This is a genomic window from Streptomyces sp. NBC_01233, from assembly GCF_035989305.1.
Taxonomy (GTDB): Bacteria; Actinomycetota; Actinomycetes; order Streptomycetales; family Streptomycetaceae; genus Streptomyces.
This window is the reverse complement of sequence record NZ_CP108514.1, coordinates 7945540-7959352: the sequence shown is the minus strand read 5'-3', so window position 1 is coordinate 7959352 and position 13813 is coordinate 7945540. Positions and strand designations below refer to the sequence as shown.

Sequence of the window (13813 nt, the reverse complement as noted above, 5' to 3'; positions counted from 1 at the left end):
TTCCGAATTCACGGACCAGCTGCTATGTCCGACCGGGGCAGGGAGATCCCTGCCCCGGAACCCAGTCATGCGGCGAGGACGAAGTCCTCGCGGGTGAGGGTCTGGTTGAGGGTTTCGGTAAGCCGGTCGGCTGCTATGCGGCTGTACTCGGCGGTCTTCTCCACGCCGATAAAGCTGCGGCCCTCCAGCAGGGCGGCGACTCCGGTGGAACCGCTGCCGGCGCAGAAGTCGAGGACGGTGCCCTTCTCAGGGCAGATCTTCACGAGCTCCCGCATGACGGAGACCGGCTTCTGCGTGATGTGCTGACGCTCCTTGCCCGAGGGCTGCGAGGCGCTGTAGAAGCCCGGCAGATAGACCTCGTTCTGGGAGCCGTCCAGGGCGCCCTTGCTTCCCCAGATGACAAACTCCAGATTCTGGGTGAAGCGGCCCTTCTGCGGCCTGGCCTGCGGCTTATGCCAGCCCAGGACGCCGCGCCACAGCCATCCGGCCGCCTGCAGGGCATCGGTCGTGGTCGGCAGCTGCCGCCAGTCGCTGAACAGGAGCGCGGTGCCGCCCGGCTTCGTCAGGCGGTGGGCCTCGGTCATGATCTGCGTCAGCCAGAACGCATAGGACCTCTGGTCCATGTTCTCGCCGGTGAAGTCCGGCAGAGCGTGCTTGGCATCGTTCGAGGTGTACTTCTGCCGCGCCGTGCGGGACGTGCGCTCCTTCGCTGTCCGGCCGCCGCTGTTGTACGGCGGGTCGGTGATGACGGAGTCCACACAGGCGTCGGGCAGGGTGGCGAGCACGCTGAGCGCATCGCCCTGATGAAGGGAAAAGGGCAAGGGTGTACCGCGATTCTGATTGGTGAAGGGGGATGTCCCCAGCGCGACGGCGAATCCCCGGACGTCATGTAGCGCGACATCCGGCAAGAGCGGTGGCGGGGATATCGAAAAGGCTAGGGCACGATCCGGGAATGACCACGGCCGCTCAAGGCTGTTTCGAGAAGTCCGGATCGGCACTTAGTGTTTTGGATGTCCCGACCGGCACAGCCCTGTTGGACATCCCCTCCCCTGACTTTCCTGCCGGAGGCATGCCTTGATCCGAATCACCTAGACCTGTCCCGGACCCGGACGAGCGGCAACTCGACCGGACATGCCGGACTCCCCGATCACCTACCGCCGGCCGTGGCGTCTTTCCGCTCCTCAACGCGCCACGGCCTGGCCCTCACCCAAGGACCACTCCCATGGCACACCCATGCCCTGAGGCAGCTGATGCCGCCACCGAGCGGCCTCGCCCAGCGTTGAGGCGGCCCGATTGAAGGCGCTGGCCGCCGCGATAGGCCTCGTCTGCCTCTCCCCCCTCCTCCTCGCAGCCACCGCCGCCGTAGCGGCGGCGGGCTCCGCCGGACGCTCGACCACATGCACCACAGGCCCCGGCACCGACGCGGCCGCCGTGGCCAAGGCCGTCGAGGCGATCCTCGGCACCAACGGCGCTACCAGCCAGGACGTACGCGTCGAAGGCCTGGAGCTCCCCGCCGAACAGATCCCCCACGCGAAGACCATCGTCGCCACAGGCATCTCCCTGCACGTCCCCGAGCGCGGCCAGGTCGTGGCCCTGGCCACCGCCATCCAGGAATCTCGCCTGCGGAATCTGGACTACGGCGACCGCGACAGCCTGGGCTTGTTCCAGCAGCGCCCAAGCCAGGGATGGGGAACGCCCGAGCAGATCCGCGACCCCGTCTACGCGAGCACCAAGTTCTACAACGCGCTCCTCAAGGTGCCTGGTTGGGAGAGTCTGACCATCACCCAGGCCGCACAGAAGGTGCAGCTCAGCGGCTACCCGGGCGCGTACGCCCAGTGGGAGCCGCTCGCCCGGGCCCTGCAGCAGGCCATCGTGAAGGTCCTGCCCGGTGCCGGATCCGGCGGAACGCCCACCCCGGGAACACAGCCGCCGGCCGCCGGCGGATGCACGGGCGGCGGGGGCTTCGGGCCGATCCCCGAGGGCACGGTGCCCGAAGGGTACGAGATCCCCAAGGAGGTGCCGGCCAAGGTTCAGACCGCGATCCGCTGGTCCATGGGCCAGCTCGGCACGATGTACCAGTGGGGCGGCACCTGCCTCGCGTCCCACGGCCCGGACCCGATGGGCCGATGCGACTGCTCCAGCCTGACCCAGCAGTCCTACAACGCTGCCGGCATCACCCTCACACGCACCACGTACACCCAGGTCAACGAAGGTTCCAGCGTGCCGGTTTCCGGTATCAAGCCGGGCGACCTGCTGTTCACCCGCCCCGGTCCGAACGGGCCCGAGCACGTGGCCATGGCCATCGGCTCCGCGAAGGGCACGGCCCTGGCGATCGAGGCCCCGCGCACTGGCAGGCCCGTCCGGATCGTGACCCAAGCCAGTCTCGGCGACATCATCGCCGTCCGGCGGATGGTCCCCGCTCCCTGACCGCCTGACGGCCGTCTTTCCCATCCGGCTTCCCGACCCCGGATTTCCCAGCGACCGCGCGCTGCCCGAACCGGGCGCTGCCCTCGCTTTCCCCTCAGAACACGCCACCGCGCGAGGCCTAACTGCCCGTGCGTGCAAGGAGTTCAGCACAGCCATGCCCCTGATCGACCACCTTCTCTACCTCGCTTACGACCCGGGCGTCGCCCCCAAGGAAGGCGGCCTGCCGGGCCTGTCGGTCCTCAAGAGCGTCGTCTCCTCCATCAACCTGTACGGGATCATCGCCGTCGTCGGCGCCCTCTCGGTCAGCCTCGCCGTCTGGGCCTGGGGCCACTTCACCGGCGGCCACAACAGCGAGGCCAACGGAAAGAAGGGCGCGCTGGTCAGCGCGGGCGCGGCCCTTGGTCTCGGTGCCGCCAACGGCGCCGTCGCCTTCTTCTCCGCGCTCGGCACCCAGGTCAAGTAGTGGCGAAACGATCACGCAAGCGCGCGCACCCCCGCATGTACAGCCACGCAGGCCAGTGGCCGGCGAACAAGCGCATCACCTTCCTCGCCATCGGCCTGGCCATCCTCCTCGCTCTCGCCGGACTCACCGCCTGGTGGACCGGGCGCTCCGACACCGGCCGGCCCGACCTCCCCAGCGCTACCGGCGCACCGCCCGCCACTGCCCCGGCGCAGCCTCCGGCCAGCGGGACCGGCACGGTGGCCCCGCCTGCGAAGATCTCCGACCCTCTCGCGTACGGGAAGGCAGCGGCGCAGGTGCTGTGGACCTACGACACCCGCACCACCAGCCACACCCAGCACCTCGCCGGTCTGCACGGCTGGGTCACTCCGGAGTCGAAGTACGCGGACTGGCCCGGTATCCAGGCCCAGATCCCCGACCCGGTCCTGTGGACCCGGATGCACGACAACGCTCAGCACGCCACGGCCAGCGTCACAGAGTCCCGGTTCCCCAGCAGCTTCAAGCAGGCCCTGGCCGAGGATCCCGCCGCGCTGAGCACCGCGTACATCTACTTCGTCACCGTCACCGGCAAGCAGCAGATCAGCTGGAACGGCGGCGGCGCCGGGGCCGAGGACCGCTCGGTCACCCTCGCCGTCCAGTGCCGTCCGGGAGCCGACTGCTCCCTCGTCGCGATCTCGCCCCGGGTCCTTCCGTGACCTGCTCCGCCCCCGGAAAGGAGGCATCCCCGCATGGGGTTCTGTGACCTGCCCATGGCGAACAAGTTGTGCACCGCCGCCGACCTGATCGACTTCGCCAACGACCCCGGCAAGGCGATCACCGAAGGCATCGGGAACTGGATCGCGAAATCGGTCGGTGAACTGGCGATGGCCTCGGCCGACCTCGCCGTCGACGGCATCACCGCCACCACCAAGATCGACCTCAACGCGACGTGGTTCAAGGACAACTACGAGACGCTGCTGCCCATCGGCCTGGTCATGCTCGTGGCGACCATGTGCGCCCAGCTGTTGCGCGCTGCGATCAAGCGCGACGGCCAGGCCCTGACCCAGGCGTTCACCGGCACCTTCATGGGCGTGATCTTCTCGTTCAGCGCCATCGCCCTGACCACGGTCGCGATCGAAGTCGTCGATGCCCTCTCGGACGGGCTCTTCGCGGCGGCCGGGACCTCAATGGAGGAGGCCGTCCGGCGCAGCATCAAGGCCTCCGTCATCGGCGGCGTGGCCGGGCTCGGCTGGATGGTGCCCGCGTTCGTCGGGATCGGCACTGCCGTCGGCGCGTTCATGTTCTGGTGCGTGATGCTGATGCGCAAGGTCGGCATCCTGGTCCTCGTCACGCTGGCGGTCTTCGCCGGTGCCGGCGGCGGCTGGGAGGTCGCACGCCGTTGGCGGCGCGGCTGGGTCGAGGCCACCGCAACCCTCGTCGTCTCCAAGCTCCTGATGACCGTCATCTTCATCCTCGGCATCTCCGCCCTGGGCAACACCGAGGGCAAGGACGGCACCCAGGCCCTGGCCGACGTCATGGCCGGCATCGTGATCATGTGCCTGGTCTTGCTGGCCCCGTACGCGACGTTCAAGTTCGTGCACTGGGCCGCAGAAGGCACGGATGGAGAATCCATTCACCGTGCCGGTGGAGCCGGTGCACAGGTTGCCCGTCAGCACACTGAGCAGGCGGCCCGCAAGGCCGCGACCATGGCCGCGACAGGCGGAGCCGGCGGAGCGGCAGCAGGATCCGCTGCTCCCCAAGGCCCCGATTCCCTCGCGAGCGGTGGGTTTCCCGGCGACATCTCCTCCCAGTCGAGCGGTGGCGGCAGCAGGAAGGGCTCCCAGGAGGGCGGCGGCATGTCGCCCGCGATGGACGCGCTGACGAAGGCGGTCCAACCTCCGCCGACCAGCCCGCAGCCGGACACCAGCGGACAGCCCGGTGGCCCCTCCGGCCAGCAGCCCGGCGGCGGATCCCCCGCCAGCCCGGACTCCGGCGGCGCGCAGTGGTCGGGCCGCGGCACCGGTTCCCCGCCCCCGCAGGGAGCCGCCCCGTCGGCCGGCGCAGGCCAGGCGACCGGACCGGCGGCCCCGACGCCGCCGCCCGCCGGCAACTGATCCCCATCCGCTGACGGCAGGAAGCCCCGTGGGACGCGCCGCGCCCGCTCCGGCGCGTCCCACGGACCCACCCCGGCCTCCCGCCCGTACCTGAACGGCCCACCCCTTGTCAGACCTGACGCTCTCCCCCATGACGGTGAAGTTCCCCATCCGCTCCCGTCGCGGCATCCTCCTCGGCCTCACCCTCCCCCAGCTCGTCCTCGTCTCGATCACCCTCGCGCTGCTGCTCGCGACCGTCGTGACCTCCGGCCTGCTCGGCGCCCTCGCCCTGACCCCGCTCTGGGCGGCCATCGCCACCCTCACCTTCGTACGCCGCCAAGGCCGTTCCCTGATCGACTGGGCGCCGATCATCGTCCGCTACGCCCAGCGCCGCCGTACCGGGCAGACCATGTGGCTGGCCCGCGCCGTCTCCCGGCCCCGCGTGGACGGCCTGCTCCACCTCCCCGGCACCACCGCCTCTCTGCGCGTCGTCACACCGGACGGCTCCCAGGCCGCCGCCGTCCACGACCCCCAGCAGCAGACCCTGACCGCGGTCGCCCGCGTCACCTCCCGGGCGTTCGCGCTGCTCGACCCGGGCACCCAGAACGCGAACGTCGCGAACTGGGGCCGGGCGCTGGCGAGCATCGCCCGCACCGGGCACGTCGCGACCATCCAGGTCCTGGAGCGCACGGTGCCCGACTCCGGAGACGGGCTGGCCCGCCACTGGGCCCAGCACGGCAACGCCCAGACCCCCGTCGCCGGGCAGGTCTACACGGAGCTGCTGGCCTCCGCCGGACCGGCCGCCGCCCCGCACGAGGCATACATCGCGATCTCCCTGGACCTCAAGGCCGCCAAGCGCCTCATCTCCCAGGCCGGCGGCGGACTCGCCGGCGCCTTCACCGTCATGGCCACGACGACCAGCTCCGTCGCCCAGGCAGCCCGCTCCTCCGGCCTGACCGTCACCGGCTGGCTGACCGCCCGCGAGATCTCGGCCGTGATCCGCACCGCGTACGACCCGAAGGCCATGTCCGCGCTGCAGCAGTGGTCTCCCAACGGCCGTGCCGAGGCGGACCCGGCCGCCGCCGGACCCGTGGTCCAGATCGAGGAGAGCGACCGGCTCGCCACCGACTCCGCACGCCACGCCACCTACTGGGTGGAGGCCTGGCCCAGGACCGAGACGGGCGCCGGCTTCCTCCACGGGCTCCTCTTCAGCGCCGGTGTCCGGCGCAGCTTCTCCCTTATATACGCGCCGCAGGCCCTGACGGCCGCCCTGCGCGATGTCCAGCGCCGCAAGGCGACGATCATCGCCGACGTCGCCGAGCGCCGGCGCAAGGGCATGGTCGACAGCGAAGAGGACAACGTCGAGTACACGGACGTCAAGGACCGCGAGCGCCAGCTGATCGCCGGCCACGCCGACGTCGCCCTCACCGGCCTGATCACCGTCAGCGCCGAGACCGACGCTCTCCTCGACGCGGCCTGCGCACAGATCGAGACCGCCGCCGTGACCGCCCAAGTCGACCTGCGCCGACTCCTGTTCCAGCAGCCCGACGCCTTCGCCCTCGCCGCGCTGCCCCTGGCCCGCGCCGCCCTCTAGCGGCGCCGCACCATCCCTGCCCCGCAGGAAGGACTCCGTGACACCCCCCACCCCGCTCCCCGACTCACACCCCTACCTGCGCGCCGCCACCGCCGGTATCCGCCACCACACCCGCGGCACCACCACCAGCACCCCAGCACCCGCTGACCGGGCGCACCTCGACACGGTGCACGCTCACCTCACCGCGCTCCACCAGCTCCTCGACCAGCTGACCGACACCACCCGCACCACCTGGCCGACCGCCGGCCGTCACCTCGCGGGCGCCCACACCCGCCTGTGGCAGGCCGCAGCCGAAGTCCACGACGCCTTCCACACCCTCCCGGCGACCCCAGCCACCGTGCCCGGCGCGGCTGAGAAGTGCGATCCGGGCCGGCTTCCCGAAGGGCCGCCCGTGCTGACCATCTGCCAGCGCCACCTCACCGCCGGCCACGCCATCCGGCGCAAGACGACCCCTGCCGACCTGCGCGGCCACGTCACCCACTGCGGGCGATGACCACCCCCGCCCTCACGAGATCAGGCCGCCCCCGATGACCCACCGGCCCGCACGCCGCGCCCGCCGCGCCAGCGCATCCCCCCTGTTCACCCCCCACGGCACCGACCGCGCCACCCGCCGAACCGCGCGCCGCCAGCTCGCCGAAGCCCAGGCCAAGGCCCACGAGACGGCCGCCTCCCTCCCCGGCGGACACCTGCCGACCGAGGCCGAGATGCCGCTGCCGCTGTACCCGCCCTCCGGCCGGCCCGGCGCCGCATCCGCCCGCGGGAACAAGCTTCGGCTGCCCGCGCACCGCATGACCACCGCCACCGCGAGCGGCGCGTACCCCTTCCTCGCCGAGGGCGGCCTCGGCGCCGACGGCGTCTATATCGGGCGGGACGTCCACGCGGAGGCGTCGTTCACGTTCGATCCCTTCTCCCTGTACGGGAAGATCGAAGGCTTCACCAACCCGAACGTGCTGCTCGCAGGCGTCATCGGCCAGGGCAAGAGCGCCCTGGCCAAGAGCTTCGCGCTCCGCAGCATCGCCTTCGGGTACAAGGTGTACGTACCCTGCGACCCGAAGGGCGAGTGGACCCCGGTCGCCACGGCCCTCGGCGGGACCTCCATCGCCCTCGGGCCCGGCCTGCCCGGCAAGCTCAACCCGCTGGACGCCGCACCCCGCCCGCCCAGCGTCACCGAGGCGGACTGGGCGGGCGAAATCCGCAAGCGGCGCCTCCTGCTCCTCGGGTCCCTGGCCCGCACCGTCCTCGGCCGCGACCTCCAGCCGATGGAGCACACCGCTCTCGACGTCGCCCTCGACGCAGTCGTCCAGGCAGCCGCCGCAGCCGGACGCACTCCCCTGCTCGGCGACATCGCGCACACCCTCAACCAGCCCAACCTCCTCGACCAGGCCGGCGGCACCATGTCCGGCCACCTGGGCGACGCCGCCCGCGACCTCGCCCACGCCCTGCGGCGCATGGTCCACGGAGACCTGAGCGGCATGTTCGACGCCCAGTCGACCATCCGCTTCGACCCCAGCAGCCCGATGCTCACCATCGACCTCTCGCGGCTGGGAGGGTCCGGCGACGACACCGCCCTCGTACTGGCGATGACCTGCGCATCGGCCTGGATGGAGTCCGCGCTGACCGACCCGGGTGGCGGCCGGCGCTGGGTGGTCTACGACGAGGCGTGGAGATTGATGAGGCACGCGGGCCTCCTGGAGCGCATGCAGGCCCAGTGGAAGCTGAGCCGCGGCCTGGGCATCGCCAACTTGATGGTCATCCACCGGCTCTCCGACCTGCTCACCGCAGGCGACGTCGGCTCCCGAGGCCGCGCACTTGCCGAAGGTCTCCTCGCCGACTGCTCCACCCGCATCATCTACCGCCAGGAGAACGACCAGCTCGCCGCAGCCGCCGGACTCCTCGGCCTCACCAGTGTCGAGACCCAGGCCATCTCCCACCTGAACCGGGGCCGCGGGCTGTGGCGGGTCGCCGGGCGGTCCTTCATCGTCCAGCACCTCCTACACCCCCACGAAGCCGCACTCTTCGACACAGATGCCCGGATGCACTAGCTACCCGGCCAGCCCACCAACTTGAGGAACCGATCATCGAATTCCACCCCACCGCCACCATCTTCCCCATGCTCGACGAGGACGAGCTCCAGGCGCTCGCTGAGGACATCCGCCAGCTCGGCCAGCTCCAGCCCATCGTCCTGGACAGCGCAGGACGCCTTCTCGACGGACGAAACCGCCTCAAGGCCTGCGAGCTCATCGGCATCAAGCCGGTCTTCGCCACCTACGACGGCGACGATGCCGACGCGTACGCCCTCTCTGTGAACGCGCGACGACGCAACCTGACCAAGGGGCAGCTGGCCATGATCGCGGCCAAGGCCCTTTCAATCACTGAACGATCGCCCCGTTCAGCCGCTGAACAGTCCGCTCGTTCAGTCAGTGAACAGGCGGGAGTGTCCCTCGGCCGGATCGGCCAGGCCAACACCGTGCTACGCCACGCGCCCGATCTGGTCGATCCCGTCATCAACGGCGCCATCACTATCGACGAGGCCTACAAGGCGGCACGCGAAGCGAAGAACCAGGCCGAGTCGGCGGAATCGCAGCTTGCCCGGCTCCGCTCCGAGGACCACGAACTGGCCGATCGAGTGGTCGAAGGAGAACTGACCCTGGCCGGCGCCTGGGCGGAGCGGAAAGCCCGCGCGGAAGAAGAAGTACGCCAGCGCAAGGTCGCCACTCAGTTCCTGTGCGAGGTCGTCCCACCCCTCGCGCAGGCGCGCGGCACGAACACCGCCGGCAAGTTCGATCCCGAATTCGTGCTGCCGGGAAGGTCCATAACCCAGGAAGTCATCGAGAACGCCATGACCGCCCTGACGGAGATGGCCGCGACGCTGCGGGAGCGTGACCTCGCATGAGTGCCCAGTCCGACGCTCGCCTGTGGCAGATCGTCGAGGACGCCGCCGCCGCCGTCACCGACGAAACCGGCCGCTTCCGCAAGGGCGACCTCGAAGACGAACTCCGCACGCGGTTCGCCCACGAAGATCTTGAAGTACATGTCCGAGCCGCGGCAGCCGACAAACTCGTCCAGGGCCTCGTACGGGGGTTCGGCGAGCGTCGAAGCCCCAAGCCGCGCCGGCAGTCGGGGATGTTCCACCCCGAAGGCATCCTGAAGCTGGGCAACGGTATTTGGGTCTGGATGGACCGTGCCACCCGCAACGACCTCCTGGAGTGGGGCCGTCTGTCCACGCGGAACCTTGCCCGGGTCGCAACGGCCGAGATCGACCGTCAGCGCTACGTCGCCGAGCGTCTCGATGCGTTCCGTGAACACACCGGCTTCGACTTCCTCGGCGAGCTGGAAAAGACCGTCTTCGGGTACGTCGCCTCGGAGGCGGAGGACCCCTTCGGAGATGACGATCCGCTGCCGGACCCCGAAGGCCTTCTCGATGGCGGCCAGGAGCGATGACCTCCTCCGAGCGTCTGCGCCCATTGGCCCCGCTCCCGGACCATCGCAAGACCGAAGACCCCGCGTGGCAGCGGGCGTGGGCGAGCCATGCGTACCTGACGACCCCGCTCCGTGAGCGCGGCATGGTCTGCGACGTCCAGCAGGGTCTCCAGTACGGGCTCGTCTACGCCTATCCGCCCGGCCGCGACTCGGTCCTCATCATCGGCCCCGAGGATGGCGGCTGGCTGGTGACCCACCAGGCACCCGCGGAGGACTGGACCGACTTCGCCGTCGTCTACGACTCCCGCGCCGACAGCGCACCTCCAGCAGGCCCTGATGCAGAGCACGGCCGCGAGATCGGTCCGCTGCTTGCCGCCATAGACGCTCACGTCGTCCGCCTGCCCCGCGTACCAGCTGCTCCCGTTTCGACGGTGCCCCGCCAAGCAGGGCCGTCCGCAGGGAAACCGACACGCACCCGTTGACCAGACCCGATCGGATATCCATGGACCGACCACCCGAACTAAGTGACGCCGACTGGGCCGACTACCAGGCAGCCGCCCGCGATGACGCATCCATCCAGAGCGAACTCGCCGACCGAGAGGCTCAGATCGAAAGCGGGCTCATCAGCTCCTACGAGGAGTACGACTTCACCTGGGAACCGGCCGACGACCGCACCTGGCCCGGCGGCCTCGATGATCTCGCAGCCACGTTCGAGCAGGCCATGCAGAGCATCGTCCTGCTGGACACGTCCGGCAACGTGCCCAAAACTCCACTGCAGCCCCTGCTGTACCAGCAAATGCGCCAGGCCCAAGAGCTCGCCCATGCAGCCAACCGAGTGCTCGACGAGGCGGCGAGGCCCGACCAGATCCCGACGCTCCAAGGTATCGCCGCGCTCGCTCACCTTGCTTCCGCCGCTGCTCTGAGCGCAGCGGCTGTGGGCAGCCTGGCCGAGGCCCTCAAGACCGAGGCCGAACCTTCCAGGAGCCCCCGGCGCACCGTCGAATGGCGTCTGGTGATCGCTCACGCCGACGCCCGCCGAGACCTACGCCGGGCCGGCGAGGCCATCCGCTCAGCCAAGGCGCAGATCGCCCCGCCTCCCCTTGTCCTCAGTGTCGTGCGGACAACCGGCGTCGCCCAACTCCCCATGCCTGGGCCTCCTCCCCGTATCCGGCGCTGAGCCAGGACAAGCAGAACGAGAGGCCTCCCTCCGTGTACCACCCCGCCAGCATCCGCATCGGTCTGCACACAGCAGGCCCGCTGGACCAAGCCCCCAGGACGCCGCTCCAACGGCTCCTGTGGAGCCGCGGGTTCACCCACTCGCCGCGCTACAACGGCTACGTGCCGCCGCTGTCCCTCTCCGTTGGCCAGCAGATCCATCTCGTCCACGACGCCGTACACGCTGTGCACTCCCTCGGCCATCCCGTCGCGCACTTCCACCACCCCGAGGCCGGCCTGTGACGAACCCCGGCCAGAACAGGCCGACGGAGGATACGACCAAGGACACCAGCCTGTTCCTGTTCGCTCAGCAGCTGGCCGCACGCCTGGGTCCCGCCTGGGCGGCATCTGCTCGGCGGAGCCCCCACACCACCAGCAAGGTGGGGTGGGACCCGGCAGAGAAGCGCTGTTGGGACAGGGAGGAAGGCGTCGTCAGCCGAGCCCTGCGCCATGCAGTAGACAGCGAGCGAGCCGTCCTCACCCATCCGCACGGATTCCAGCTCTACCTGATCGAGCGGCCCAGACGGGCGCGGCAGATCCTTGTCGCCGGACTACTCCCCGCAGGCATCCGCGAATTCGGATCAGTTCAGGCCCAACACCGTTGCTTTAGCGCCGTGAGCGGCTGTTGAGGCCGTGCTCGAAGAACGTGATAGTGGTCTGGATGCTGTAGTTCTGGCTGGTCACGGGCTGTTGTCCGGCGTTCGGGCCGTACTTGCTGGTGGGGTTCTTGCGGGTGCGGGCTTTGATGCGTTGCCTGTGTTGGGACGGCAGCGGGGCTTCGAGGACGGCCTGACCGATCACGCCGACTCGGTCGACAGGGCCGAGTGGGGGCAGGATTCCGGTCGCGCTGATGACGGTGTCACCGGCGGTGCGGATCAGGACGGTGAAGCTGATCCGGCTCATGGTGAGGTCGGGGCGGGTCTCGATGCCGTCGGCGGCGGCGCGGAGGAGGGCCTGGTAGGTCGTGAGCAGGGCGTAGACCTCCTGGTCGAGGCCGGGCTGGGTGCGCGAGCGCAGGACGCGGCCCTCCAGGATGGTCGCCTTGATCGAGAAGTAGGTGGTTTCCACCTGCCACCTGCGGTGATAGAGCTCGGCCACTTCATCGGCGGGGTAGCGGACGGGGTCGAGGAGGCTGGTGAGCAGGCGCCACTGCTCGTGGCGGACAGTGCCGTCGTCCAGGCGGACTGTGAGGTGGGCCTCGATGACGCGGACGGTGATCAGGACGGGAATGACGCCGTAGCCGATCCGGGCCAGGTAGGAGCCGTCGGCCAGGTGCTCGGCGGGGGTGGGGATGCGTCGGGCGGAAGAGCGGATCAGGAATCGTGCCCCGCTGCCCTGGATGTCACGGAGGAATTCCACCGCATCGAAGCCGGCGTCGGCCAGCAGGAGCATCGTGTCGTCAAGAGCGCCCAACAGGCGGTTCGCGTAGGTGAGTTCACCGTCACTCTCGGGTCCGAAGGTGGCGGCGAGCAGGGCGCGGGTGCCACACTCGACCAGGACGACGAGCCGCAGCAGCGGGTAGCCGAACTCCAGCGTGTCACCGGCCCGTTTCGGGTACTTCCAGGTGAGCGTCTTCTCGTCCGGGACATGGAGGAGAGTGCCGTCGACGGCCACGCACCGCAGGCCCCGCCAGAACGTGCCCGACTGCCCGCGGACAGCGAGGGGCCCGGCCAGGATCTCGAACAGCCGCCGTAGCGGGGCGGCCCCTATCCGCCGCCTCGCCCGCGACAGCGAGGAAGCCGCCGGGACGGCCAGGGCCAGACTCGTCAGCGAGGCGGTCAGTTTGCCCCACCGCCCGGTAGGAGCAGTTCTCGAACAGTGCGAGCGCGAGGACGAAGTACACCACCACCCGCGAGGGCAGCAGCCGCAGTCGCCGCTCGACCGTGCCGGTCTCCTCAAGCACCGCGTCCACCAGTTCGAAGTCCACCGTCTGCGTCAGCTCACCCAGCTGCCCCGGCGCGAACACACCCCCAGCGACCTCGATCGTGCGCGTGATGACAGACTTCTCCCGCAACGGGACTCCTGGACTCGACGATCACCTTGCTTCAGCACAAGTTGATCTACCAGGAGTCCCGTTCCTGCTACTCATGCGGGGGTTGCCAACGACTCAAGATCCCTAACGCAACGGTGTTGAGTTCAGGCCCCGGCCGCGATCTCCGTGCCAAGGGACCCTGCGCGCGCCGTCGCGACCATGCGGAACCGAGGAGTCCTGCCGCGCTACCGGCTGGCCGCCGCCCGCGTGTCGCGAGAGACCCGCTTCAAGGGCGTTCACGAGGTCATGTTCGGCCAGGACTTCGACGGCGGCCCGCTCGTCAACGTGCTGTCGCAACACGCGGCGCGCCTCTTGCTTCACGTGGACTCCCCCTGGCTGCTCGATCCGGAATCCGGCCTGTGCCGTCCCCGTGACCCCGCCAGTGATGCAGGAGAACTCGTCCGCTCCGCCAGCGCCCTCCTGCAGGCCTTCGGCTACAGGGTCACCGTCACCTCGGGCCAACCCTGGGGCCACGCCCTCCGGCCTCCCACCGGTCCTCTTCCGCTACCTGCGCCAGGTCCCCCGCCTGGCAGGTCCGCCGGACAGACCCGCTGATAAGGCCGGCCGCCTCCCCCGCCCCTTGGCGCGCGTAG

General features: G+C 70.0%; 14 protein-coding genes and 1 pseudogene. 13 read left to right on the top strand and 2 right to left on the bottom strand.

Annotated features, from left to right (window positions below; all coding sequences use genetic code 11):
• Positions 1-65: 65 nt before the first annotated feature.
• Complete coding sequence (locus OG332_RS37275; RefSeq protein ID WP_327417562.1) at positions 66-821, bottom strand: DNA-methyltransferase; 756 nt, start codon at positions 819-821, stop codon at positions 66-68.
• A 472-nt stretch (positions 822-1293) separates the two neighbouring features.
• On the opposite strand from OG332_RS37275, the gene OG332_RS37270 reads away from it, so the two are divergent.
• The 12 genes from OG332_RS37270 to OG332_RS37215 all read left to right on the top strand — a co-directional run bounded on the left by OG332_RS37270 (position 1294) and on the right by OG332_RS37215 (position 11431).
• Positions 1294-2427 (top strand): C40 family peptidase, encoded by a 1134-nt coding sequence (locus OG332_RS37270; RefSeq protein WP_327417561.1) that lies wholly within the window; start codon positions 1294-1296, stop codon positions 2425-2427.
• A 154-nt stretch (positions 2428-2581) separates the two neighbouring features.
• Positions 2582-2890 (top strand): DUF6112 family protein, encoded by a 309-nt coding sequence (locus OG332_RS37265; protein ID WP_327417560.1) that lies wholly within the window; start codon positions 2582-2584, stop codon positions 2888-2890.
• 35 nt (positions 2891-2925) lie between these two features.
• The gene (locus tag OG332_RS37260; RefSeq protein ID WP_327417559.1) at positions 2926-3582 is read left to right on the top strand and encodes a hypothetical protein; all 657 of its coding nucleotides are present in this window, start codon (positions 2926-2928) and stop codon (positions 3580-3582) included.
• A gap of 33 nt (positions 3583-3615) precedes the next feature.
• Positions 3616-4980, top strand: a complete 1365-nt coding sequence (locus OG332_RS37255) for an SCO6881 family protein (RefSeq protein ID WP_327417558.1) — start codon at positions 3616-3618, stop codon at positions 4978-4980.
• 130 nt (positions 4981-5110) lie between these two features.
• Complete coding sequence (locus tag OG332_RS37250) at positions 5111-6553, top strand: SCO6880 family protein (RefSeq protein ID WP_442816268.1); 1443 nt, start codon at positions 5111-5113, stop codon at positions 6551-6553.
• A gap of 37 nt (positions 6554-6590) precedes the next feature.
• On the top strand, positions 6591-7046 hold the full coding sequence (locus tag OG332_RS37245; RefSeq protein ID WP_327417556.1) for a DUF6238 family protein: 456 nt from the start codon (positions 6591-6593) through the stop codon (positions 7044-7046).
• A 34-nt stretch (positions 7047-7080) separates the two neighbouring features.
• Positions 7081-8595 (top strand): ATP-binding protein, encoded by a 1515-nt coding sequence (locus OG332_RS37240; RefSeq protein WP_327417555.1) that lies wholly within the window; start codon positions 7081-7083, stop codon positions 8593-8595.
• 68 nt (positions 8596-8663) lie between these two features.
• Positions 8664-9446: a ParB/RepB/Spo0J family partition protein gene (locus tag OG332_RS37235; RefSeq protein ID WP_327417554.1), complete on the top strand. Its 783-nt coding sequence runs from the start codon at positions 8664-8666 to the stop codon at positions 9444-9446.
• On the top strand, positions 9443-9994 hold the full coding sequence (locus tag OG332_RS37230; RefSeq protein WP_327417553.1) for a hypothetical protein: 552 nt from the start codon (positions 9443-9445) through the stop codon (positions 9992-9994). The genes OG332_RS37235 and OG332_RS37230 overlap by 4 nt, the downstream gene beginning before the upstream one ends.
• Positions 9991-10455: a hypothetical protein gene (locus tag OG332_RS37225; protein WP_327417552.1), complete on the top strand. Its 465-nt coding sequence runs from the start codon at positions 9991-9993 to the stop codon at positions 10453-10455. The genes OG332_RS37230 and OG332_RS37225 overlap by 4 nt, the downstream gene beginning before the upstream one ends.
• A gap of 20 nt (positions 10456-10475) precedes the next feature.
• Positions 10476-11150: a hypothetical protein gene (locus tag OG332_RS37220; protein ID WP_327417551.1), complete on the top strand. Its 675-nt coding sequence runs from the start codon at positions 10476-10478 to the stop codon at positions 11148-11150.
• 32 nt (positions 11151-11182) lie between these two features.
• Positions 11183-11431, top strand: coding sequence for a hypothetical protein (locus OG332_RS37215; RefSeq protein ID WP_327417550.1), 249 nt, complete (start codon positions 11183-11185; stop codon positions 11429-11431).
• A 363-nt stretch (positions 11432-11794) separates the two neighbouring features.
• Here the strand turns inward: OG332_RS37215 and OG332_RS37210 are convergent.
• Positions 11795-13154 (bottom strand): annotated as a pseudogene (locus OG332_RS37210) (IS4 family transposase).
• Between the two features lie 225 nt (positions 13155-13379).
• On the opposite strand from OG332_RS37210, the gene OG332_RS37205 reads away from it, so the two are divergent.
• Positions 13380-13775: a hypothetical protein gene (locus OG332_RS37205; RefSeq protein ID WP_327417549.1), complete on the top strand. Its 396-nt coding sequence runs from the start codon at positions 13380-13382 to the stop codon at positions 13773-13775.
• Positions 13776-13813: the final 38 nt, after the last annotated feature.